The sequence below is a fragment of the Kitasatospora sp. NPDC002040 genome (assembly GCF_040296785.1).
GTDB lineage: Bacteria > Actinomycetota > Actinomycetes > Streptomycetales > Streptomycetaceae > Kitasatospora.
The window spans coordinates 684640-706037 of the sequence record NZ_JBEOXV010000001.1 but is presented as its reverse complement, the minus strand read 5'-3'; the positions used below and the strand labels follow the sequence as shown (position 1 = coordinate 706037).

General features: G+C 73.5%; 24 protein-coding genes. 3 read left to right on the top strand and 21 right to left on the bottom strand.

The annotated features are described in order from the left end of the window. Positions 1 to 8: 8 nt before the first annotated feature. The 4 genes from ABT118_RS03395 to ABT118_RS03380 all read right to left on the bottom strand — a co-directional run bounded on the left by ABT118_RS03395 (position 9) and on the right by ABT118_RS03380 (position 3535). On the bottom strand, positions 9 to 1352 hold the full coding sequence (locus ABT118_RS03395) for a glutamyl-tRNA reductase (protein WP_350644564.1): 1344 nt from the start codon (positions 1350 to 1352) through the stop codon (positions 9 to 11). 34 nt (positions 1353 to 1386) lie between these two features. Continuing rightward, entirely contained in the window at positions 1387 to 2247 is an 861-nt protein-coding gene (locus ABT118_RS03390; RefSeq protein ID WP_350644563.1) for a redox-sensing transcriptional repressor Rex, read from the bottom strand. Positions 2248 to 2390: 143 nt separating this feature from the next. Beyond that, positions 2391 to 3101 (bottom strand): 3'-5' exonuclease, encoded by a 711-nt coding sequence (locus tag ABT118_RS03385; protein WP_350644562.1) that lies wholly within the window; start codon positions 3099 to 3101, stop codon positions 2391 to 2393. A gap of 146 nt (positions 3102 to 3247) precedes the next feature. Beyond that, positions 3248 to 3535: a glutaredoxin family protein gene (locus ABT118_RS03380; protein ID WP_350645098.1), complete on the bottom strand. Its 288-nt coding sequence runs from the start codon at positions 3533 to 3535 to the stop codon at positions 3248 to 3250. 67 nt (positions 3536 to 3602) lie between these two features. Between ABT118_RS03380 and ABT118_RS03375 the strand changes: the two genes are divergently transcribed. The 3 genes from ABT118_RS03375 (at position 3603) to ABT118_RS03365 (ending at position 7210) form a co-directional block, all read left to right on the top strand. Continuing rightward, on the top strand, positions 3603 to 4490 hold the full coding sequence (locus ABT118_RS03375) for an HAD family hydrolase (protein ID WP_350644560.1): 888 nt from the start codon (positions 3603 to 3605) through the stop codon (positions 4488 to 4490). A gap of 436 nt (positions 4491 to 4926) precedes the next feature. Beyond that, positions 4927 to 5754: an ECF subfamily RNA polymerase sigma factor, BldN family gene (locus ABT118_RS03370; RefSeq protein WP_502884458.1), complete on the top strand. Its 828-nt coding sequence runs from the start codon at positions 4927 to 4929 to the stop codon at positions 5752 to 5754. Between the two features lie 367 nt (positions 5755 to 6121). Next, positions 6122 to 7210, top strand: a complete 1089-nt coding sequence (locus tag ABT118_RS03365; protein WP_350644557.1) for a DUF5667 domain-containing protein — start codon at positions 6122 to 6124, stop codon at positions 7208 to 7210. Between the two features lie 61 nt (positions 7211 to 7271). Here the strand turns inward: ABT118_RS03365 and ABT118_RS03360 are convergent, their stop codons facing one another. The 17 genes from ABT118_RS03360 to ABT118_RS03280 all read right to left on the bottom strand — a co-directional run bounded on the left by ABT118_RS03360 (position 7272) and on the right by ABT118_RS03280 (position 21387). Beyond that, a complete protein-coding gene (locus ABT118_RS03360; protein WP_350644555.1) occupies positions 7272 to 8276 on the bottom strand; it encodes a lysophospholipid acyltransferase family protein in 1005 nt (334 codons plus the stop codon). 7 nt (positions 8277 to 8283) lie between these two features. Then, a complete protein-coding gene (locus tag ABT118_RS03355; RefSeq protein WP_350644553.1) occupies positions 8284 to 9315 on the bottom strand; it encodes an NAD-dependent epimerase/dehydratase family protein in 1032 nt (343 codons plus the stop codon). Between the two features lie 139 nt (positions 9316 to 9454). Then, entirely contained in the window at positions 9455 to 9553 is a 99-nt protein-coding gene (locus ABT118_RS03350) for a 30S ribosomal protein bS22 (protein ID WP_003948845.1), read from the bottom strand. Positions 9554 to 9674: 121 nt separating this feature from the next. Beyond that, a complete protein-coding gene (locus tag ABT118_RS03345; protein ID WP_184918271.1) occupies positions 9675 to 9884 on the bottom strand; it encodes a helix-turn-helix domain-containing protein in 210 nt (69 codons plus the stop codon). 117 nt (positions 9885 to 10001) lie between these two features. Further along, positions 10002 to 10832 (bottom strand): phosphatase, encoded by an 831-nt coding sequence (locus ABT118_RS03340; RefSeq protein WP_350644552.1) that lies wholly within the window; start codon positions 10830 to 10832, stop codon positions 10002 to 10004. Then, complete coding sequence (locus tag ABT118_RS03335) at positions 10829 to 12019, bottom strand: acetoin utilization protein AcuC (RefSeq protein ID WP_350644551.1); 1191 nt, start codon at positions 12017 to 12019, stop codon at positions 10829 to 10831. The genes ABT118_RS03340 and ABT118_RS03335 overlap by 4 nt, the downstream gene beginning before the upstream one ends. A 10-nt stretch (positions 12020 to 12029) precedes the next feature. Then, a complete protein-coding gene (locus ABT118_RS03330) occupies positions 12030 to 13208 on the bottom strand; it encodes an MFS transporter (RefSeq protein ID WP_350644550.1) in 1179 nt (392 codons plus the stop codon). Positions 13209 to 13355: 147 nt separating this feature from the next. Then, positions 13356 to 14150, bottom strand: coding sequence for a peptidoglycan recognition protein family protein (locus ABT118_RS03325; protein ID WP_350644548.1), 795 nt, complete (start codon positions 14148 to 14150; stop codon positions 13356 to 13358). Positions 14151 to 14200: 50 nt separating this feature from the next. Next, positions 14201 to 14545: a hypothetical protein gene (locus ABT118_RS03320; RefSeq protein WP_350644547.1), complete on the bottom strand. Its 345-nt coding sequence runs from the start codon at positions 14543 to 14545 to the stop codon at positions 14201 to 14203. Next, positions 14542 to 14778, bottom strand: coding sequence for a hypothetical protein (locus tag ABT118_RS03315; RefSeq protein ID WP_350644545.1), 237 nt, complete (start codon positions 14776 to 14778; stop codon positions 14542 to 14544). The genes ABT118_RS03320 and ABT118_RS03315 overlap by 4 nt, the downstream gene beginning before the upstream one ends. Positions 14779 to 14883: 105 nt before the next feature. After that, entirely contained in the window at positions 14884 to 15042 is a 159-nt protein-coding gene (locus ABT118_RS03310; RefSeq protein WP_350644543.1) for a hypothetical protein, read from the bottom strand. A 29-nt stretch (positions 15043 to 15071) separates the two neighbouring features. Continuing rightward, the gene (locus ABT118_RS03305; RefSeq protein WP_350644541.1) at positions 15072 to 15785 is read right to left on the bottom strand and encodes a hypothetical protein; all 714 of its coding nucleotides are present in this window, start codon (positions 15783 to 15785) and stop codon (positions 15072 to 15074) included. A gap of 26 nt (positions 15786 to 15811) precedes the next feature. Next, on the bottom strand, positions 15812 to 16918 hold the full coding sequence (locus ABT118_RS03300) for a hypothetical protein (protein WP_350644540.1): 1107 nt from the start codon (positions 16916 to 16918) through the stop codon (positions 15812 to 15814). Continuing rightward, on the bottom strand, positions 16915 to 17964 hold the full coding sequence (locus ABT118_RS03295) for a hypothetical protein (RefSeq protein ID WP_350644539.1): 1050 nt from the start codon (positions 17962 to 17964) through the stop codon (positions 16915 to 16917). Before ABT118_RS03295 ends, ABT118_RS03300 begins: the two co-directional genes overlap by 4 nt. Before the next feature lie 30 nt (positions 17965 to 17994). Next, positions 17995 to 19164 (bottom strand): hypothetical protein, encoded by a 1170-nt coding sequence (locus ABT118_RS03290; RefSeq protein ID WP_350644538.1) that lies wholly within the window; start codon positions 19162 to 19164, stop codon positions 17995 to 17997. A 73-nt stretch (positions 19165 to 19237) separates the two neighbouring features. Then, positions 19238 to 20188: a phage distal tail protein gene (locus tag ABT118_RS03285; protein WP_350644537.1), complete on the bottom strand. Its 951-nt coding sequence runs from the start codon at positions 20186 to 20188 to the stop codon at positions 19238 to 19240. 44 nt (positions 20189 to 20232) lie between these two features. Further along, a complete protein-coding gene (locus ABT118_RS03280) occupies positions 20233 to 21387 on the bottom strand; it encodes a hypothetical protein (RefSeq protein WP_350644536.1) in 1155 nt (384 codons plus the stop codon). Between the last annotated feature and the right edge of the window lie 11 nt (positions 21388 to 21398).

The following is a 21398-nucleotide window of genomic DNA, read 5'->3' as shown; positions in this document are numbered from 1 at the left end:
CTGGTGGTTCATCGGGGGCTTCCCCCCGCGTGGGCGGCGTCGGCCGTGGCCTGCGCACCGATCGGTGTGCCGGAGACAGCCTGCACTGCCGCCGGGTCCAGGTCGAACAGCTCGCGCAGCGCATCGGCGTACCCGGCCCCGCCGGGCTCGGCCGCGAGCTGCTTCACCCGGACGGTCGGGGCGTGCAGGAGCTTGTCCACCACGCGCTTGACGGTCTGCGAGACCTCGGCCCTGGTGCGCTCGTCCAGGTCGGGCAGCCGGGTGTTGAGGCGGCCGAGCTCGCTCAGCACCACCTCGGAGGCCATCTGACGGAGCGCCACCACGGTGGGGGCGATCCGGGCCGCGCGCTGGGCCGCGCCGAAGGCGTCGACCTCGTCCGCGACGATGCCCACCACGGCGTCCACGTCCCCGGCTCCGGGGGTGGCGGCGTGCGCCTGCGAGAGGGTCTCCAGGTCGACCAGCAGGGCCCCGGCCAGCTCGTGGACCGCGTGGTCCACGTCGCGCGGCATGGCCAGGTCGAGGAAGGCGAGCGGGTTCTCGGCGGTCCGGACCGCGACCGCCGCCGCGACGTCCTCGGCGCTGATCACCACACCGGCCGCCCCGGTGCACGAGATCACCAGGTCGACGTCGGCGAGCGCCGCGCGGACCTTGCCGAACTCGACCGTACGGGCGCCCAGGTTGGCCGCGAGCCGCTCGGCCCGCTCGGGGGTGCGGTTGGCGATCAGCAGATCGGAGACACCGGAGCGGACCAGGGTGGCGGCGGCCAGCGAGCTCATCGATCCTGCCCCGACCACCAGGGCGCGCTTGCCCGCGATCTCGCCGGCCCCGGCCGCGACCTGCTCCAGGCCGAAGGTGACCAGGGACTGGCCGGCCTTGTCGATGCCGGTCTCGCTGTGCGCCCGCTTGCCGACCCGCAGGGCCTGCTGGAACAGCTCGTTCAGTCCGCGCCCGGCGGTGTGCTCCTCCTGGGCGCGGGCCAGCGCGTCGCGGAGCTGACCGAGGATCTGGCCCTCGCCGACCACCATCGAGTCCAGGCCGCAGGCCACCGAGAAGAGGTGGTGCACGGCCCGGTCCTCGTAGTGCACGTAGAGGTGCGAGGTGAGCTCCTCCAGGTCCACGCCGCTGTGGTGGGCGAGCAGCACGGAGAGCTCGGCCACCCCGGCGTGGAACTTGTCCACGTCGGCGTAGAGCTCGATCCGGTTGCAGGTGTTGACCAGGGCGGCCTCACCGACGGCCGGGGAGGCCGCGGTGTCGTGCAGCAGCCGGGTGGGCACCGCACCGGTGAGGGCGGCCCGCTCCAGCAGGCCGACGGGCGCGCTGCGGTGGCTCAGACCGACGACGAGAAGACTCATGCCCGCCCCCTGGTGCTGCGGATCTGCTGGCGGCTCACGCGGGCATCACCGCGGAGCGCTCGCCCTCGGTGCCCTTGGCGGGCTTGCCCTTGACCGGCTCGGCCTTGGCGGCGCCGGCCGCCCGGCGGAGCTTGGCGGCCGCGGCCCGGACCGGGCCGGGGGCGCGGTCGAGCACCGAGTCGCCGGAGCCGGCCTCCTCGCCCGCCTTGCGCTGCTCGTGGAAGGCGAGGATCTGGAGCTCTATCGAGAGGTCCACCTTGCGCACGTCCACGCCGTCCGGGACGGTCAGCACGGTCGGGGCGAAGTTCAGGATGCTGGTGACGCCGGCCTCGACCAGGCGGTCGCAGACCTGCTGGGCCGCGCCGGGCGGGGTGGTGATGACGCCGATGGAGACGTGCTGGCTCTCCACGATCGCCTCCAACTCGTCCATGTGCCGCACCGGCAGGCCGGCGGCGCTGTTGCCGACCACGGTCGGGTCGGCGTCCAGCAGGGCGGCGACCCGGAAACCGCGGGAGGCGAAGCCGCCGTAGTTGGCGAGCGCGTGCCCGAGGTTACCGATCCCGACGATGACCACGGGCCAGTCCTGGGTCAGGCCGAGCTCGCGGGAGATCTGGTAGACCAGGTACTCCACGTCGTAGCCGACGCCGCGGGTCCCGTAGGAGCCGAGGTAGGAGAAGTCCTTGCGGAGCTTCGCCGAGTTGACCCCGGCTGCGGTGGCCAGTTCCTCGGATGAGACGGTGGGCACGGAGCGCTCGGAGAGCGCGGTGAGTGCCCTCAGGTAGAGGGGAAGGCGGGCGACGGTCGCCTCCGGGATGCCCCGGGCACGCGAGGGTCGGCGCGCGGCGCCCGGTTCGGGCGTCTGCGAAGTGCTCTGGGTGGATCGGCCGATTGCCACGGTGCTCCTGTGGGTGAAGCTGGGCTTTGGCAGCCAGGCTATGTGTTTGTGAACGTGTGCACAAAGATGGTGTCCGATTTGTCCGGGCACAGTGACGCGCATCACGCCTCCGCCGCGGCCGCCCCTGCGACAGTGTGCGCCACTCACCGCCCGGCGCCCAGAGCGGTGAGCACCATGCCGGGCGGTTCGACGCCCTGCGGCCACGGCCCGAACGGGGCCTCCCGCCGGATCAGCGGCGGCGGACCGGCGTGCCGCCGCGACATCGCGCCGCCCAGCCGGGGCCAGGGCAGTCCGGCCGCCTCGTGCAGCGGCGGGGCCCAGTCGGCCCGGGCCGCGGTGAGGTGCCGGAGCAGGTCGGCGGTGGCCCGGGCGTCGCCGAGCGCGGTGTGCGCCGGGTACCAGCCGAGCCCGGCCGCCTCCACGCAGGCCGTCAGGCCGTAGCCGCCGGCCCCGGCCAGGTGCGCCCGGGCCAGCCGGAGCGTGCAGAGCGAGGGCACCGACGGGAGCGGCACGCCTATCCGGGCGAACTCGCGCTCCAGGAACGCCTGGTCGCAGCTGACGTGGTGGCCGACCAGCACCCGGCCCGCCAGCAGGTCCAGCAGTGCGGGGGCGACCTCGCGGAACCTCGGCGCGCCGACCACGTCGGCCTGGCTGATCCGGTGCACATGGGTCGGCCCGACCGGTCCGACCGGGTCGATCAGGGTGGAGAACTCGCCCTCGGTCCGGAGTCGGCCGTCCAGCAGCACCACCGCCACCTCGACCACCCGGTGGCGCCACGGGCTGCGGCCACTGGCCTCGACGTCCACGACGGCGAAGCCGCCCCGCACGGGCGGCAGTTGTCGACCGGGAAGCATGGAAGCCCTCCTCCGTCATCCAACCCCCGGCGGACAGAACATTTTAGATCGTAAGCCGACCATTTGGCGTTCTCTAAGCCGATCTTCACTTTTATCCACAACGATTTGGCGAAGCACCCCCGCCGTTCGGAGGGGCTGCCGTGTCGTCAGGCGCCGAGCGCGGCCCGCAGCCGGCGTTCGTCGACCCGCCAGAAATCGTGCTGCTTCCCGTCGATCAGCGTCACCGGAATCTGCTCCCAGTACTTCCGGTACAGCTCCTCGTCCTGGGTGATGTCCCGCTCCTCGAAGGCGCTCCCCAGCTCCCCGGTCACCCGGGTGATCACCGCCCGTGCGTCGTCGCACAGATGGCACCCCGGCTTCCCGATCAGAGTGACCGTCCGCTCGGCCGGCTTCTTGCTCGTGTCACGTCGCAACAGTGGGCTCACCCCGCCCATTCTGCGGCAAGGCGGCGGCAACTCTCCCGTGCACCCTCGTTCACGCCGGCTCGTTATGCTCGGTGCCATGGCCGTCCTCCGAAGGCTCTCCCCCGCACGGCGCTCCCCGACCGAGCAGTCCGCCCTGGCCGGCGAGGCCGCGGCCGACGCGGCGGAGGACCACACGCCGACCCCGGACGACCCGCGGGCGGCCGCGTTCTTCGACTGCGACAACACCATCCTGCGCGGCGCGGCGATCTTCTACCTGGGCATCGGCCTGTACCGGCGCCGCTTCTTCACCCGCCGCGACATGGCCAGGTTCGCCTGGCAGCAGGCCTGGTTCCGGGTGCACGGCGCCGAGGACCCGGCGCACATGGCGGACGCCAAGGACAAGGCGCTCGGCCTGGTGGCCGGGAAGCGCACCACCGAGCTGGAGGAGATCTGCGAGGAGATCTTCGCGGACGTCATCGCCCGGAAGATCTGGCCCGGCACCCGGGCCCTGGTGCAGCTGCACCTCGACGCCGGGCAGCGGGTCTGGCTGGTCACGGCCGCCCCGCAGGAGGTGGCCCGGATCATCGCCCGGCAGCTCGGGATGACCGGCGCGCTCGGCACCGTGGCCGAGGCGGTGGACGGCGTCTACACCGGCCGGCTGGTCGGCGGGCTGCTGCACGGCGAGGCGAAGGCCGCGGCGGTCACCGCGCTGGCCCGGCGGGAGCAGCTGGAGCTGAGCCGGTGCGCGGCGTTCAGCGACTCGGCCAACGACATCCCGATGCTCGCGCTGGTCGGCCACCCGTACGTGGTGAACCCGGACTCGGCGCTGCGGCGGCACGCCCGGGCCAACGGCTGGCGGGTGCGGGACTTCAGGACCGGCCGCAAGGCGGCCAGGATCGGCCTGCCCACGGCGGCCGGCCTGGGGGTGCTGGCCGGTACGGCGGCGGCCGCGGTGGCGATCCGGCGGCGGCACCGGGCGGTCTGACGCCTGGTCAGCGGGGTCAGCGGGGTGCGGACACCGGCTCACTCTTAAGGGCGAACTCCGGTGCCGGACCCGGGCGCTCCGATCTCGTTCGCGCGTGACCGGAACCGATCGTTCGGAGACTCGGCAAAGTCGGGGATTGCCGAGGCCTGAACCCGGGAATCGGGCCCCCCACCTCCGGAAACTGTCACCCGGTGCACACGCGCGATCACATTGAGCCGGGCGGCTGATGCCAGGTTCGGTCAGTTCCAGCTGAATATGCACGCCAAGCGGATCTCAAACGACCACTTCGGCCACAGGGTGTAGCTGTCATTGCACAAAGCGTTATTCTCTCCTGGATGCACGCCACCCACACGTCCCCGGTGACGAGGGGTCAGTCGGAGTGTGCTCTCCGCGCAGGCGGAGGTGATCCGTCCACAGTTCTGCCTCTGGGAGTCCCGTGTACCCACCCGTCCGGAACGACGCGCCTGCCTCCTCCCGCCCGTCGCCCACCAACCTGCGCCGCGGTACACACCTCGACCGACTCCGGTCCGCGATCCGCGAGTTCGAGCTGTACGTGCCACAACCGGCCCTGGCCGGAGTCCCGTTGGCCACCGGGGTAGCCCTGCGCTCCCCGGCGACCACCAGCGGGACGGGCACCCGCAGCCGGGTCGGTGCCGGGACGGGTCCGGGCTCACGAAGCAGGGCCAGAACCACGCCGACCCCCGGCCTGGAGTCCGAGCACAACCCGATCATGGAGTTGGTCGAGCGGGCCCAGAACGGCGAGAGCGAGGCCTTCGGCCGCCTCTACGACCACTACTCGGACACCGTCTACCGGTACATCTACTACCGGGTCGGCGGCCGGGCCACCGCCGAGGACCTGACCAGCGAGACCTTCCTGCGCGCGCTGCGCCGGATCGGCACCTTCACCTGGCAGGGCCGGGACTTCGGCGCCTGGCTGGTGACCATCGCCCGGAACCTGGTGGCGGACCACTTCAAGTCCAGCCGGTTCCGGCTCGAGGTCACCACCGGCGAGATGCTCGACTCCAACGAGTGCGAGCGCAGCCCCGAGGACTCGGTACTGGAGTCGCTCTCCAACGCGGCCCTGCTGGACGCGGTGCGCCGGCTCAACCCGCAGCAGCAGGAGTGCGTCACGCTCCGGTTCCTGCAGGGGCTGTCGGTGGCCGAGACGGCCAGGATCATGGGAAAGAACGAGGGGGCCATCAAGACCCTCCAGTACCGCGCGGTGCGCACCCTGGCGCGACTGCTGCCGCCCGACGCCCGGTGAAGGCGATAACCGACCGTGAGTCATATCAACTGCCCAGCCTCCCCAGTCGGGTGAATGAGCGGTCACATGATCAGTCGTGCGTAACCGACGCCCCGCACCGCTCGTTGGCCAACGTGCAAGCCCCCGCCGGGCCGTGGGTCAAGCAGGATCGGCCACGCTCACCCGATGGAGTGGTTTTGGCCCGCCGAGGCAACCGTCCGGCAGGCCGGGGAGTCGACAACGACGAAGGGAGGTGTGGCCCGTGACGGCAAACATGCTGGAGCACCGGCGGGCGAGGGCCTTCGCCGAGGCGCTGGAGGCCCACCACGCAGAGCCCCACCAAGGGGATCAGAGACCCGGCAGCAGTCGGCAAGGTGGCTCCACCGCGATGGCGGAGCTGCTGAGCATGGCGGACGCCCTGGGCGCACTGCCCGAGCCCGAGCTGAGCGCCGAGGCCAGGACACTCCAACGCGCCCAGCTGATGGCCGCGTTCGAGCGCGACTGGACCGGCAGCCCGGCGGCCCGGGTACCGCAGCAGCGCAGGCACCGGGCGGTCCGCTCCGGCGCCAGGACTCGCTGGGGCCGGCGGCTGGCGATCGGCGGTCTGGTCGCCGGGGTGGCGGTCGGCAGCTTCGCCGGCGCGGCCGCCGCCAGCTCCAACGCCCTTCCGGGGGACACCCTCTACGGCATGAAGCGCGGCCTGGAGGACCTCCGGCTGAGCTGGGCCGGGTCCGACTCCGAGGTCGGTGCCCTGCTGCTGGACCAGGCCTCCACCCGGCTGGAGGAGGCCCAGGGCCTGCTCGGCCGGACGGACACCGGTGCCTCGTTGAGCCCGGACACGGTGGAGCAGGTCCGCCGCGCCCTGGACGACATGCACGCCGAGGCGGTCAAGGGCCGGGAGCTGCTCCGCTCGGTCTACCGGAGCAACGGCTCGCTCGACCCGATGCGCAAGCTGGCCACCTTCACCGACGCCGAGGACGACCGCTGGGCGGCCGTCCAGGGCCAGCTGCCGTCGCAACTCACCGGCCAGGCCAGCAAGGTGAACAGCCTCTTCGACGAGATGACCGAGGACGTCGCCCCGCTCAGGCTGACCCAGCCCGCGGCCAAGGGCGGCGCTCCGGCCGCACCCGGCGGCGGCGCGCAGCAGTCCACCGGCGGGTCGGGCAGCTCCCCGGCGACCGGCCACGGCACCGCGGACCGCCCGCGCAGCGAGCAGGGCCGGCCCGACTCCGGTACCGGAGCGGGCGCGACCACGCCCAGCGGCAAGGCCAGCCCCGGTCTGCTCGACAAGCTGCTGCCCGGTGCCATCACCGGCAACGGCGGCACCGGCAGCAGCCCTGCCGCCGGCCCGGCCGAGCACCCCGCCGAGGCACCAGCCCCGGCGGACAGCGGCGCCCCGCAGGACCAGCCGCCGACCCAGGAGCTGCGCATCCCCGCGCTGATCCCGGGCCTGCTGCCGGAGATCTCCCTGGGCTGACACCCGACGGGGGCGGGGCCGGGGCAGTTGCCCCGGCCCCGCCCCCGTGTGCCGGGAAGGTCTAGAAGAAGACCGACCGCCGCTGCACCAGCAGCTGGTAGAGCGTGTGCTGGATGGTCTCCCTGACCTGGTCGGTGAGGTCGAAGACCAGCATCGGGTCGTCCGCCGCCTCCGGCGGGTGGCTGTCGGTCGGGATCGGCTCGCCGAACTGGATGGTCCACTTGGTCGGCAGCGGGATCGCGCCGAGCGGGCCGAGCCAGGGGAAGGTCGGCGTGATCGGCAGGTACGGCAGGCCGAGCGCCCGGGCCAGCGTCCGGGCGTTGCCGATCATCGGGTAGGTCTCCTCGGCACCGACGATCGAGCACGGGACGATCGGCACCCCGGCCCGCAGCGCGGACGCCACGAACCCGCCCCGGCCGAACCGCTGCAGCTTGTACCGCTCGGAGAACGGCTTGCCGATCCCCTTGAAGCCCTCCGGCCAGACCCCGACCACCTCGCCGCGCTCCAGCAGCGCGGCGGCGTCCTCCCCGCAGGCCAGCGTGTGCCCGGCCTTGCGGGCCAGCCCGCCCACCACCGGCAGCTCGAACACCAGGTCGGCCGCGAGCATCCGCAGGTGCCGCCGCCGGGGGTGGTGGTCGTGGATGGCGATCTGGGTCATCAGCGCGTCCAGCGGGACGGTGCCCGAGTGGTTGGCCACGATCAGCACGCCGCCCTCGGCCGGGATGTTCTCGATCCCCCGGACCTCGACCCGGAAGTACTTCTCCGCCAGCGGGCGGAGCATCGAGAGCAGCACCTCCTCGGTGAGCTCCTGGTCGAAGCCGAACTGGTCCACCTCGTAGTCGCCGGTGATCCGGCGCCGCAGGAAGGACAGGCCGTTGGCGGCCCGCTGCTCCCAGCCCTTGCCGAGCGCCCTGGTGGCGGCCGAGCCGAGCGGCCCGGCCAGCGCGCCGCCGACCGCGTCGGCGATCCGGTCGGACAGGGCCGGGCCCGAGGGCTCCGGCTGCCAGCTCGGCGCGGACTCGATCGGGATCACCTTCGCCTGGGCGGCGTCCCTCGCAGCGGTCATCCCGTCCTCAGCTCCTCGGAGGGTTCTGACGGGTCAGCAGACCCGCCAGCCGGTCGGTGGCGGCGGCCAGCCGCTCGGGCGGCAGCAGCCCGCCGGACTGGGCGGCGGCGAAGTCGGCGAACGCCTCAGGAGTGGTGCGCGACGGGGTCCAGCCGAAGCCCTCGCGCAGCTGGGCGGTGTCCACCACCCGCCCGTGGGTGAGCAGTTGGATCTGTTCGGGCGAGATGTCGGCCAGCCCGGTCTGCCGGGCCAGCCCGGCCACCAGGCCGAGCGCGGGGCCGAGCAGCGGCACGGTCGGCCGGCCCAGCCTGCGGGCGCACTGGGAGAGCAGCAGGACGCCGTCGCCGGCCACGTTGTAGGTACCGGGCCTGGGTTCGGTGGCGGCCAGGTGCAGCAGTTCGACCGCGTCGTCCTCGTGCACGAACTGGAGCCGGGGGTCGCGGCCGAGCACGGTGGGCAGCACCGGCAGCGCGAAGTAGTCGCAGAGCGGGGTGTCCCCGGCCGGGCCGACGATGTTGGCGAACCGCAGCACGGTGACCGCGACGTCGGGGCGGCGCCGGGCGAAGCCCCGGACGTAGCCCTCGACCTCGGTGGCGTCCTTGCCGAAACCGCTGCGCGGCAGGCCCTTGGGCGGCATCCGCTCGCCGAACACCGCCGGGTCACGCGGGGTGGAGCCGTACACGGCGGTGGTGGACTTGACCACCAGTCGACGCAGACCGGGTGCCTTCTGGCAGGCCCCGAGCAGCTGCATGGTGCCGATGACGTTGGTCTCCTTGGCGGCGGCCCGGCCGCCCTGCACTCCGGCGCTGACGTCCAGGTGCACCACGGTGTCCACGTCGTGCTCGGCGATCACCCGGGCGACGGCCGGCCGGCGCAGGTCCACCCGGACGTACTCGACGCCGTCGGCGGCCATCCCGCCCCAGGGCTCCCTGCTGTCCACCCCGACCACCCGGTCGATCCCGGGCCGGGCGGCCAGCCGGGCCGCGAACCTGGCCCCGAGATGCCGGGCCACACCGGTGACGAGCACGACCTTGCCCACTCCGCCGCACCCCTCTCGTAAGCCCTGCACGCACCGTATCGCGCCGGGGTTCGATCCGGGGAAACGACAGCGCCCGCCCCGGCCTGAGCCGGGGCGGGCGCTGTCTGCAACCTGGCGCGCAGGGCGCGGCCGTGGGTGCCTACTTCTTGTTACGACGCTGAACGCGAGTGCGCTTCAGAAGCTTGCGGTGCTTCTTCTTGGCCATACGCTTGCGACGCTTCTTGATGACAGAGCCCACGGAACTACCCTCGCTCACTGAGACTCTCGTCCGTGAGAGACGGAGTCCATACGACTGACGGAGGGCCTAGCCTACCCGTCACCTCGGATAAGCCGTAATCGCGCCCTGATGAGAGCCCAGGTTACGCGCTTTCGAGCCGTACGTAGGAATCCCTGAGGTACTCGTGGACGGCCTGCTCGGGGACTCGGAAGGAGCGGCCGACCCTGATCGCGGGCAGCTCTCCGCTGTGCACCAACCGGTACACCGTCATCTTGGACACCCGCATGACCGAGGCAACCTCCGCCACGGTCAGGAAGACGACCTCCTGCAATGGGCGCTCGCCGGAACTCATGACCCTCACCCGACCCTTACCCGTGTGCAAGGCACCGACTTCCCCTTCGGTGACTCCACCGGCACACGTGTATCCCCAGAGTAGTTAAGGGTGGTACCAGTGGGAAGAGGGGGAAGCTCAGTCCTTGTACGGTGCGAGGTCCGCCCGTTGCAGTACGTAGTCACTCAGCGCTCTGTAGCAGTCCGGATGCGCACCGTCGTCCACCGGGACGGCCACCGCGACGGTGCCCTCGGCCTCGGCCACGAACGGCGCCGGGTCGTTGGAGTCGGCGAGGCCACCGGCCGGGACGCCGAGCCGGCCGGCCCCGCAGAGCCAGCCGTGGTCGCCCAGCACCAGGTCGGGCAGCGGGTGCCCGGCCCCGGTGAGTGCGGCCAGGGCCAGTCGGACCGGAGCCGGCGAGTGGGTGTGCAGCAGTTCCTTCGCGCTGTCGGCGGAGCGGACCACCAGGACCGGGCCGACCGCGTCCAGCACGCAGGCCCGCTGACCGGCCGGAGTGGGCTCGCGGAAGCGGGTCCCGCGCCCGGGAGTGTGCAGGGTGCAGCCCGCGCGCTCCAGGGCGCGCGCCAGTGCGCCGTGGAAGCCCGCCAGCTTGGTGGGGTGCCCCGTCCCGGCCAGGACGCCGCCGCGGCGGGCGGCGGTGGCTCCCAGCAGCCCGGCCAGGCGGTCCAGCGCGTCGACGGTGCGCTCGGGGTCGATGGTGTCCGGCCCCTGGCCGTACGAGAAGTCGGGGTGCACGCCGACCTGTCGGGCCATCAGGTCCAGCACCGCGCCCGGCCCCCAGCGGCGCTCCGGGTCCAGGCCCATCAGGGCCGCCGGGTCGGCCTGGCCGAACAGGCGGTAGTGCCGCAGGTTGTTCTGACGGGGCGTCGGGACGGCCGGGCCCGCCAGCCGGTGCCGGAGCAGATGGGCCGTCAGCTCGGCCCTGGTCGGGGCGCCCGCGCGGCTCACGGCAGCAGGCCGTGGTGCGGCAGGACGGCCCGGCGGGCGGCCAGGATCGCCTGGTCCAGCCGGTCGCCGGGGTCGTAGCCGTGGTCGTGGAAGTCGCGCCAGCGCGGCTCGGCACCGTCGGTCATCCGGGCCGGCCCCGGGCGTCCGGTCAGCCGCTCGGCCTCGGCCCGCCACTCGGCGGGGAGCTCGGCGGCCGGGTCGATCGGGCGTCCGGCGGCGATCGCCACCAGCTGGGTCCAGGCCGCCGGGACGACGTCCACCACCGCGTAGCCGCCACCGCCGAGGGCCAGCCAGCGGCCGTCGGCGTAGTGGTGCGCCAGCTCGTGCACCGCCTCGGCCACCAGCCGCTGCGCGTCCAGGCTGACCGCCAGGTGCGCCAGCGGGTCCGCCACGTGGGTGTCGGCGCCGTGCTGGCTGACGATCACCTGCGGGCGGAACGCGGAGAGCAGCTCGGGGACGAACGCGTGGAAGGCCCGCAGCCAGCCCGCGTCCCCGGTCCCGGCGGGCAGCGGCAGGTTGGCGGCGGTGCCCGGGGCGTCCGGGCCGCCGGTCTCGGTGGCCCAGCCGGTCTCCGGGAAGAGCGTGGCGGGGCTCTCGTGGATCGAGACGGTGAGCACCCGGGGGTCGTTCCAGAACGCCTGCTGCACGCCGTCGCCGTGGTGCACGTCCACGTCCACGTACGCGACCCGCTCGGCGCCGAGCTCCAGCAGCCGGGCGATCGCCAGCGCGGGGTCGTTGTAGACGCAGAAGCCCGCCGCCCGGTCCGGCATCGCGTGGTGCAGGCCGCCGGCGAAGTTGACGGCGTGTCGGGCGCCGCCGCCGCGCCAGACCGCCTCGGCCCCGGCCACCGACTGGCCGGCGATCAGCGCGGAGGCGGTGTGCTGGGCGGCGAAGGCCCAGTTGTCGGCGGTGCCCAGGCCGTGCACCGGGTCGCTGCGCTCCGGGTCGGCGGCGATCCGCCGGACCGCCTCGACGTACCCGGCGGTGTGCACCAGCCGCAGCGTCGAGTCCCCGGCCGGCGGCGCCGCCCGGACGGTCACCCCGGGCGCGGCGGTCAGGCCGAACGCCTCCACCAGCCGCATCGTCAGCGCCAGCCTGGTCGGGTCCATCGGGTGCCCCGCCCCGAAGTCGTACGAGGTGACGGCCTCGTCCCAGTATAGGTGCAGGCCGCTGCAGTTCTCGGACATGGGTCACACGTTATCGGGCGGCGGGTCCGCCCTCGAAGTGCCGGGCCAGCGGGAGGATCGCCAGGATCAGCACCATCGGGGCCAGCAGCGCCAGCCGGAACGATCCGGCCCCGGCCAGCGCGCCGACCAGTGGTGAACCGAGCAGGAAGCCGACGTAGTTGAACAGGTTGAGCCGGGCCACCGCCGCGTCGGAGGCGAGCGGGAAGAGCCGGCCGCCGGCCGCGAACACCTGCGGGATGATCGCGCAGATGCCGAAGCCGAGCACGGTGAACGCGGCGATCCCGGCCCACTCCTCCGGCGCGGCGGCCGCCAGCGCGAAGCCGAGCGCGGCCAGCGCCGCCCCGCCCCGCACCACCGGGACCGCACCCCAGCGCTCCACCGCCCGGTCGCCGACCACCCGGCCGAGCAGCATCGCCACCATGTAGCCGAGGTAGGAGAGCTTGGCCAGGTCCGCCGGGCTGTCCAGCACGTCGGTGAGGTACTTGACGCTGTAGTTGGAGACCGAGGCGTCGGCGATGTACGCGAAGGCCATCGCGGCGCAGAGCGGCAGCAGCGGGCGCCAGGGGATCCGGGCGGCCGCGGCGGCGGCCGCCTCCCGTACCGCGTCGCCGAGTTCGGCCCGGCCGGGGAAGCGGGTGCCGACCAGCAGCGCGAGCGGGATCAGCACGGCGGCCGCGCCGCCGAACAGCACCGGGAGCTCCAGGTCCTCGTGCGCGCCGAGCCCGGCCAGGGCCGCGCCGAGGATGCCGCCGAGGCTGAACGCGGCATGGAAACCGATCATGATGCTCCGGCCGTACCGGCGCTGCAGGCCGACCCCGAGCATGTTCATACTCGCGTCGAGCGCCCCGACCAGCAGGCCGAACAGGCCGAGCGTGATGGCGAGTTGCCACAGCTCACTGCCCAGCCCGACCAGCGCCAGACTGACGCAGACGGCCGGCTGCACCACCCGCAGCACCGCCCGCGCCCCGACCCGCCCGGCCACCGACTCGGAGGTCACCGAGCCGACCCCGGCCAGGATCGGCACCGCCGCCAGGAACACCGGCAGCAGCCCGTCGCTCAGCCCGTACCGCCGCTGGATCTCCGGGATGCAGGTCACCAGCAGCGCGAAGGTGACGCCCTGGAGCACGAAGCTCGCCGCCACCGCCGCCCGCGACCGGCGCAACCGCGCGTCCACCTGCTGCTCGGGCATGGTCGGCCTCGCTCACTGTCGGCGCTACCGGCCGGTACGGAGATGTTGAGGCGTGAGCGTAGGCGTTCGATCGCGTTTGCGGGAGGGGTCGAACGCAAACGGTGCCGGGGACCGGCCCGAACGGGCCGGTCCCCGGCCGACCGCGGCTCAGGTCACCGGGCTGTTCCAGCTGGCCGCCCAGGTCGCGGGCCCGACCACGCCGTCGCTGCTCAGACCCTTCTCGGCCTGGAAGCGGCGGGCGGTCTCGGCCGAGGCGGGGCCGAACCAGCCGTCGGCCTCGATCGGCCAGCCGCGGTCGCGCATCCGCTGCTGCCAGCGGCGGACGTTCTCGTCGTGCAGCATCGGGGAGCGCAGCGCCAGGTACTCGCCGGGCCACTCGGGGCCGGCCGGGGCCGGCGGCGGGGAGACCTGGACCGGAGCGGCCGGTCCGCCCGGGCGCGGGGCGCCGGCCTGGACCCAGCGGTAGAGCGGGCCGCCGGGGCAGCTGGTGGCGTAGCCGTCGCGGTGGCCCTTGATCTCGCCGCCCGCGCCGCCGTCGCGCTGCAGCCACTCGACCGCATCCCGGAGGCCGTGCAGCATCGCCTCGGTGGGCTCGGTCAGCCCCGAGTCGCCGACCATCGCGCAGACCGCGTAGTGGTCCCGGTTGAGCGAGGCGCCGCCGTTCGCCCCGGTCTGGTGGTGCGCGCCGCGGCCCTCGAAGACCTGGCCGTGCGGGCAGACCACGGCGGTGTACGCGATGTCGATCCAGCCCTCGTTCCGGTCTGCCATGTGAGCATTCTGGATCGCCCGGACCCGGCCGGCGCAGCGGTCGTGGTCGGCGGGCAGGTCGGCCGGGACGGCGGTGCCCTCGTAGTGGATCTTGACGCCCCGGGTGCCGGGGATCTGGCGCCAGTCGCCCCTCGGGGGCTGGGCGCCCCACTGGGCGCGGGAGACGAACTGCATGGTTCCTCCTGGATTCCGTTCGGTGGTGCGGGAGTTCGCCCCTCCGCGGGTCACCCCTCCGCGTCGGGGGAGATGCGCAGCGTGCGGCGGTCGACCCGGTCGATCGCGTCCCGCATCGAGGAGCCGCTGTTGGGGCGGAGCTCGTGCTCGACCGCGCTGATCCGCTTCTCGATGCCGTCGAGGCGGGTCATCACGCCGTGCCGGCCGGGGACGCCGGGGCGGTCCTCGGTGCCCTGCCAGTCCTCGCTGAACTCCTCGACCCGGTGGGCGATCTGACGGACCACCCGGCCGAGCCGCCAGAGCATGCCGGTGGCGGCCGTGACGGCGGTGAGCGCTCCGCACCAGACCACGGCGGTGTCGAGGGTGGCGGCCGTCCCCAGGGCGCCGGCGGTCACCGGCCGTCCGACGGGGCGTCGGTGCTCTCCCGGCGCAGCCAGGCCGGCAGGAACTGCTCGATGCCGGGCAGCGCCATCAGCCGGGTGACGGCGGTGGAGACGGTGACCGCCAGGGCGAGGCCGGGCAGGGTGGCGGGCAGGGTGCCGCTGTCGACCAGCAGCGGGACGGCGGCGAGCAGGCCGAGCAGGGTCTGCACGGTGGTGCGCAGAGTGCGGCGGGCGGAGTCGGACATGGCGGTGCCTCCTGGCGGTCGGCGGTCAGCGGTTGGCGGTCGGGCGAAAAGGGAGCGGCCCCGCACCCGCCGGAAGGGCGGATGCGGGGCCGGTCGGCAGCGCGGTCAGGGTGACTCGCCGTCCACGGGCGGCGGCGGCACCAGGACCTCCTCCTGCGGCGGCTCGGGGATCGGCGCCGGGTTGGGGTCGGGCGGCAGCAGGATGAATCCGCCGGGGAAGGTCAGGACCTCCTCGGCCGGCTGCTCCGGCACGGGCTGGGACATGGGCGCACCTCCTGGGATGTGACGGTCGGTCAGCTCTGGCGGCCCTCGGCGAACAGCACGCCGGCCGAGGCCGCCCCGGTGCCGACCGTGCGGCGGGCCTCGACGTAGAGGTTGCTCCAGGTGAACGGCGGCTGGCCGTGGAAGCCGATCACCTGCTGGGTGACGGCCTGCGCGGCCACGGTCACCGTGCTGCCCAACTGGACCGACACACCGTCGGAGTTGAGGTACATCACCCGGGCCTCGACGGTGGTCGCGGCGGCGGCCGAGACCCAGACCCCGACCGCGATCCGGGGGTGCTGGAGGTACATGCCGCCCTGCAGTACCCGGGTCCAGCTGGCCGAGGTGATCGGCAGCGGAGCGGGGTAGAGCGGGATCGGTACGTACGGCCGGGCCAGGCCGCCGGTCACGGTGTCGTCGGAGACGGCCAGGTGTCCGAGCCGGTCCCAGATGCCGACCCACTGGGTGGCGCCGCTGCTGCCGCTGATGCTGAAGGCGAGCGAGGCGTCGTCGCGGTAGACCAGCATGCCCTGCTGCGGGCTGGCGCCGGCCGCGGTGATGTCCCCGATCCGGGCCAGGGTCTTGTCCTCCGGCGTGCGGACGGTGAGCCGCCCGCCGCCGGAGACCGTGAGGTCGCCCAGGATCCGGGTCAGGCCGGGGCGGTTGCGCACCTCGGCGCCGAGCTGCTGGATCTTGCGCTGCATGTCCCGCAGCCGGTCCACGATGTTCTCGGGCAGCGCTGCCATCTAGGGTGCCTCCTCGTACGGGCTGGTCACAGTTCCTCCAGGTAGAGGTCGGCCGCCTCGGGCCGGCCGCGCTCCGGCGGGGTGACCCGGAGGCCGACCACCCGGTAGCGGGCGTCCAGACCCTCGTGGAACCACTCGTCCACGATGCGCAGCCGGGCGGTCCGCCCGAGCAGTGCGGACGGCGCGCCGTCGCCGAGCCGGATCCGGACCGAGGGGATCACCACCGCACCGGTGGCGGCGGCGAGTTGGATCCGGGCGAGCCGGTCGAGTTCGGCCTGCTTGGCGAGCTTGCTGTGCTCGCCGGAGAGGTCGATCCGCGGGTAGCCGCCGTCGATCAGCGGCTGGGCCACCGCCTCGGCCGAGAGCATCGGCTTGGCGCCGTTGGACAGGTCGCCGCCGTCGGCGTCGGCGCCCTTGATCCGGCAGGTGGTGCCGCCCCGGGTGGCGTCCCGGGGGAACGAGTAGCTGAGCACCGCGCCGGGGCGGTCCAGCACCAGTTCGGCCGCGGTGCTGACGATCCGCGGGGTGCCGAGCTGCAGTTGGCGGCGGCGCTCGCCGGTGACCGGGTCCCGGAAGACCGCGACCCGGTACTCCAGCTCGGGTGCACCGGCCAGGACCTGGCCGATCGCGTCCTCGTAGAGGGTGTCGTCGCTGCCGGGCCAGTACATCTCCTGGTCGGATCCGGCCAGGCCGGATCCGTAGGTGATGCCGATGTCACCGCCGGCCGCCGACTGCAGGTCGCGCCAGAGGTCCACCACCAGGTCGGCACTGTCCCGGGTGTTGAGCCGCAGGTCGGTCCGGATCCGGCGGCGGGCCGCGTAGGAGTCGAAGGTGGCGGCCTGCACCGGGACGGTGAGCACGCCGTTCTCGTCCGACTGCGGGGTCAGGGTCCAGACGATGCCGCCCCACCAGACCTCGCCGCCGCGCTCCAGGTAGAGCGCGGTGCGGCCCTCGATCACCCGCCGGACCCGGCGGCCGATCTCCTGGTTGGGCACCGGGATGGTGCCGCTGAGCGAGCCGGTCTTGCCGATGTAGTCGTCGAACTCGACGTCCCGCAGCGGCAGTACGTCGATCACCTGGTCGGTGCGCAGATCACAGAAGACCGCGCGGTAGCCGGTGCCTGCGCCGGTCATATCGCCTCATAGGTCATGGTGAAGCGGAGCAGCTGGCCGCCGCCGCTCCAGGTGAACGGGTAGGTGGAGCTGACCAGTTGGAGCGCCGATCCGGTCGGACCGGGCGAATAGACGGTCACCGCACCGGTGTTGGGCGACACCATCAACTGGCCGACGTAGCGGTACGGGCCGCTGAGCTGGGCCTGGCCGATCTGGTAACCGGGGACGGCGGAGGCGGTCAGCGGCAGCGAGAACTGCCAGCGCCCGGAGCCGTACGTGGTGGTGGTCCCGGTCAGCAGGTAGCCGCGGACGTGCACGGTGCGGCCGATCCTGGTGAACCTGGCCTCCACCGTGCCGTCGCCCAGCACCGGGTTGGTGGTCTCGGCGGTCCAGTTCGGGGTGTAGGCCTTCCACCCGCCGACCTCGGCCCAGGCGGTGCCGTCCCAGCGGTCCAGGCCGCCGCCGTTGTCCCGGTACTGGCCCTGGTAGCCGCCGTTGGCCCCGCCGGCGTCCTTCGGCGTGATGCCGCCGACGGCCACGGTCCAGACCCGCTTGTCGGTGACGTCCAGGTTCCAGTCGATCGCGGTGCCGGACGAGGCGCCCTTGCGGACCCGGATGTCCCAGAGCCGGATCGCCACCGCGGGTGCCGCGGGCAGCGGCGGGGCGACCGGGGCGGCCGCCGGTGTGCCCCTGACGATCTCGATCGCGGCCCGGTCGCTCGCGGCCGCTTCGTAGCCGGTGTCGTAGACCCGCAGCACGACCGAGTCGATCCGGTCGAACTGGGCGTCGCCGTCGGCGAGTACCAGCGGGTCGTCGCCGTACCAGGCCACCGGGTAGGCGCCCTGGAAGGTGCCGCCCTGGAGCACCGCCTTGCCGGACTGGAGCTTGAACTGCATCCCGGACGGCTCCAGCAGGCCGAACGGTTCGGCGCCGGGCAGCACGCCGGAGCGGACGTTGACCCGGTGCCCGGCACCGGGGGCCATCGCGCCCAGCGGCGCGGCACGGGTGTGGGCCCGGGTCTGTCCGGTCGGCTGCAGCCACGCCGTGACAGGGTTCAACTCGGCCATCTCTGTCTCCTGACAGGTGAGGGGGCGGACCTAGAGCGGGTCGACCCGGACGAAACGGTTGTCGAACCAGGCCCGGCCGACGGCTTCGGAGATCCGGTAGCAGCTGGTCGCGGTGTACGTCGTGTACTTGGTCAGCCCGGTGATCACGAAGGTGTTGGAGACCGAGACCCGCATCGGGCTGGCGGAGTTCAGCAGGCCGGCCACCGAGGTGTCGTCCGGGGTGAAGACCGTGGTGCCGCCCTGCCGGACGGTTGCCGACATCTCGGCGAAGGCCGTGGTGGCGGCGCCGAGCAGCTCCATCCGGCAGCCCAGCGAGATCGCGACCCGCCCCGACGGCGGGGCCAGGAAGGTGGCGACCAGGGTGCTGTTGGTCGGGGTGTCGTTGAGCGTCTCCACGAAGGTGGTGACGCCCGTGGTGTACCCGGCGTCGGCGGTGAAGGCCACCGCGGTCTGCACCGGGTACGGGCGCCAGGACGAACCGTCCCAGCGCTCCATCCGGTCGCCGGTGTCGCGGTACTGGCCCGCGTACACACCGGGGGCGCCGGGCAGCCCGACCGCACCGGGGTTGGGCCGCCAGGCGGTGCCGTCCCAGCGCTCCAGCCGCCCGAGGTTGTCCCGGTACTGGCCCGCGTACACGCCGTTGAAGGCCGGGTCGCGCGGCGGCAGGATGCCGCCGAGCGCCGCCGTGTAGTGCCGGACGTCCACCTTGATGCCGTCGACGGTCCAGGCGATGCCGCCGTTGGCCACCGAGGTGTTGGCCTTGACCAGCACCCGGTAGAGCGCCAGTGCGGCACCGGGGGTGGCCGGCGGCTGCGGGGCGGCGGCCGGGGCGCCCTTGATCACCCGGAGCACCGTCTCGGTCCGGCCGCTGTTGTCGTGGTCGGTGTCGTAGACCTGCAGCACGACCAGGTCGACCCGGTCCATGGTCGGGTCGCCCGGCTCGAACTCCAGCGTCTCCGAGGAGGTCACCGCGACCGGGTAGCTGCCCTGCTCGGAGAGGCCCTGGACCAGGGCCCGGCCGGTGCCGATCCGGCACTTCATCCCGTCCGGGCCGGTCAGCCCGGTGAGGTTGAGGCCACCGGGGGTGCAACCGTGGTTGGCGGCAAGGGCGTTGCCCGGCGTGATCAGGGCCGAGAGGGCCAGCCGGGTGTCGGCCCTGGTCTGACCGGTCGGCGGCAGCCAGGCGGTACGGATGGTCATGGAATGCTCCCTCTGCTCGGGACGGCGCCGACCGGGCGCCCAACGGAGTTGACGGTGGATCAGGCGCCGGCGGTCACCAGTGGGCGTTGCGCCGCCGGACCAGGACCTTGGCGTCGCCGGTGCCCCAGTCGGCCCGGAACCGCAGCACGGTCGTACCGGGCTGGAGCGCGAACAGGTTCTCCGGCAGGCTGCCGCTCAGCGCGGTGGCCCGGACGTCCTCCTCGCCGTCCAGCAGCACGGTGCCGGCGGCGGTGTCGATGACCAGCCGGCGGCCGTACTTGAGCGAGATGTTGTACCCGAGCTGCGCGCCGGTGGCCGCCACGGTCAGCCGCGGCTTGACGCACGGGCCGACGATCTCGATCACCGGCTGGGCGGGGGCGCTGCCCTCGTTGCGGACCACCAGGTCGCCGCTGCCCGGCAGCACGCCCCAGTCCAGCGACTCCCAGGCCGGGTTGGCCGGGTCGCGCTGGCCCCAGGCGAGGTCCCAGCCGAGGCCGCGCTCCGGCTCGGGCAGGCCACCGACCTCGGTCAGCAGCTCGGGCTCGAACCGGCGCGGGTCGGTGGCGACCCACTGCAGGGCCACCCGGGTGGCACCGAGGCGGGCGTAGCTGCGGTCCACCTGGACGGTGCGCTGGGTGACCCGGGCCTGGCAGGCCAGTGATTCGTCGTGCAGACGCACCGTCAGCCAGCGCTCGTCGTCGCCGTCGGCGGTGGGCGCGGTGGCGGCGAGCAGGGCGGCCAGCGCGTCGGCCGGTGCGCCGCCGCTCGGCGGCAGCACCCAGACGGTCACGGTGACGATCCTGGGCTGGGCCCAGCGGGCGCCGGGCCAGGCGCCGTGGGCGGTCGGCCGGGGCACGTCCGACGAGGAGAGCCCGGGCAGGTCCTCCCAGCCGGTGAAGCCTTCGGCGGTGATCTGGTAGGGGGTACCGGGGCCCATCAGCAGCCCGGCCCACTGCACCTGTCCGTCGCAGGTGATCAGTGAGCCGGGTGCCGAGGACTTGAGTACCGCGCCGGGAGTGGGCATCGGCTGCTCCTCCTGCTGCTCGCGGGTGGTGGATCGGGCTCCGGTCAGAGCACCGGGTCGACGCGGACGTACCGGTTGTCGTAGCCGGCCGAGCCGGAGGCGTTGCTGGTGCGGTGGGCCAGGGTGGCGGTGTGCACCGCACCCGGGGTCAGCCCGGTGACCGGGTACTGGGTGGAGACCGAGGACCGGTGGGTGGTGCCGTAGGCGAGGGCGGCCCTGCGGTCGTCGGCGGCCGACACCACGGTCGAGCCCCGGCGGATGTTGGCGGACAGGTAAGTGGCCGCGGTGGCAAGGGTGTTGTTGGCGTAGGCGCCGATCGAGACGATCACCTGCCCGGACGCGGGCGCGGTGAAGGTGACCGTCACCGGCACGATGGTGTCCGCGATCAGCTCGATGTAGGTGACGGAGGTGGCGTCGCCGCCGTCGTCGTCGTAGACGATCACGCTGGCCGGCGTGGTCGGCAGCCAGGCGGAGCCGTTCCAGCGCTCCATCCGGGTGCCGCTGTCCCGGTACTGGCCGACGTAGGCGCCGACCGCGTCCGAGGGGCCGACGGCGCCGGGCAGCGGCTGCCAGGAGGTGCCGCTCCAGCGCTCCAGCCGGCCCTTGTTGTCCCGGTACTGGCCGGGGTAGCCGCCGTTGAAGGCGCTGCCCCAGCCCTCCGGCACGATGCCGCCGAAGGTGGAGGTGTAGCGGCGCCGGTCGGCGGCGGCACCGGTGGTGAACGGGATGCCGGTGTTGGTGCCGGAGGCCTTGCTCGGCACCCGGACCTCGTACAGCTTCTCGCTGTTGTACGGCGAGATCGGGGCCACCGGCGAGGCGGTCGGCACGCCCTCCACCACCCGGACCAACCCGCGGGTGCCCTGGCCGAGTTGGTCGGTCGCGTCGTCGAAGACCTGGAGCACGACGGAGTCGATCCGGTCGTAGCTGGTGTGGCCCGGCGAGAACGAGACGGTCTCGGGGGCGTCCACCGTCACGGCGTAACCGCCCTGCGCGCTCTTGCTGTTGCCGTCGATCCAGGCCTGGCCCGGAAGGATCCGCATCTGCATGCCGTCGCCGAGCGCGGTGTCCCGGACGAAGCCGCCCGGGACGCAGCCGCCCCTGGTGGTGACCGGCCCGCTCGGGGCCATGAAGATGGCGGCGGCGAGCCGATGGTCCTCGGCGGACATGCCGCTGGCCAGTCGGCCGACACGTACTGTCATGGAGTGCTCCA

What these genes read in the sequence shown, in the direction of transcription:
- ABT118_RS03395 (WP_350644564.1), bottom strand. Translation starts at nt 1,352, where the DNA reads ATGAGTCTTCTCGTCGTCGGTCTGAGCCACCGCAGCGCGCCCGTCGGC.
- ABT118_RS03385 (WP_350644562.1), bottom strand. Translation starts at nt 3,101, where the DNA reads ATGCTTCCCGGTCGACAACTGCCGCCCGTGCGGGGCGGCTTCGCCGTC.
- ABT118_RS03380 (WP_350645098.1), bottom strand. Translation starts at nt 3,535, where the DNA reads ATGGGCGGGGTGAGCCCACTGTTGCGACGTGACACGAGCAAGAAGCCG.
- ABT118_RS03375 (WP_350644560.1), top strand. Translation starts at nt 3,603, where the DNA reads ATGGCCGTCCTCCGAAGGCTCTCCCCCGCACGGCGCTCCCCGACCGAG.
- ABT118_RS03365 (WP_350644557.1), top strand. Translation starts at nt 6,122, where the DNA reads ATGGCGGAGCTGCTGAGCATGGCGGACGCCCTGGGCGCACTGCCCGAG.
- ABT118_RS03360 (WP_350644555.1), bottom strand. Translation starts at nt 8,276, where the DNA reads ATGACCGCTGCGAGGGACGCCGCCCAGGCGAAGGTGATCCCGATCGAG.
- ABT118_RS03345 (WP_184918271.1), bottom strand. Translation starts at nt 9,884, where the DNA reads ATGAGTTCCGGCGAGCGCCCATTGCAGGAGGTCGTCTTCCTGACCGTG.
- ABT118_RS03335 (WP_350644551.1), bottom strand. Translation starts at nt 12,019, where the DNA reads ATGTCCGAGAACTGCAGCGGCCTGCACCTATACTGGGACGAGGCCGTC.
- ABT118_RS03330 (WP_350644550.1), bottom strand. Translation starts at nt 13,208, where the DNA reads ATGCCCGAGCAGCAGGTGGACGCGCGGTTGCGCCGGTCGCGGGCGGCG.
- ABT118_RS03325 (WP_350644548.1), bottom strand. Translation starts at nt 14,150, where the DNA reads ATGCAGTTCGTCTCCCGCGCCCAGTGGGGCGCCCAGCCCCCGAGGGGC.
- ABT118_RS03315 (WP_350644545.1), bottom strand. Translation starts at nt 14,778, where the DNA reads ATGTCCGACTCCGCCCGCCGCACTCTGCGCACCACCGTGCAGACCCTG.
- ABT118_RS03310 (WP_350644543.1), bottom strand. Translation starts at nt 15,042, where the DNA reads ATGTCCCAGCCCGTGCCGGAGCAGCCGGCCGAGGAGGTCCTGACCTTC.
- ABT118_RS03305 (WP_350644541.1), bottom strand. Translation starts at nt 15,785, where the DNA reads ATGGCAGCGCTGCCCGAGAACATCGTGGACCGGCTGCGGGACATGCAG.
- ABT118_RS03300 (WP_350644540.1), bottom strand. Translation starts at nt 16,918, where the DNA reads ATGACCGGCGCAGGCACCGGCTACCGCGCGGTCTTCTGTGATCTGCGC.
- ABT118_RS03295 (WP_350644539.1), bottom strand. Translation starts at nt 17,964, where the DNA reads ATGGCCGAGTTGAACCCTGTCACGGCGTGGCTGCAGCCGACCGGACAG.
- ABT118_RS03290 (WP_350644538.1), bottom strand. Translation starts at nt 19,164, where the DNA reads ATGACCATCCGTACCGCCTGGCTGCCGCCGACCGGTCAGACCAGGGCC.
- ABT118_RS03285 (WP_350644537.1), bottom strand. Translation starts at nt 20,188, where the DNA reads ATGCCCACTCCCGGCGCGGTACTCAAGTCCTCGGCACCCGGCTCACTG.
- ABT118_RS03280 (WP_350644536.1), bottom strand. Translation starts at nt 21,387, where the DNA reads ATGACAGTACGTGTCGGCCGACTGGCCAGCGGCATGTCCGCCGAGGAC.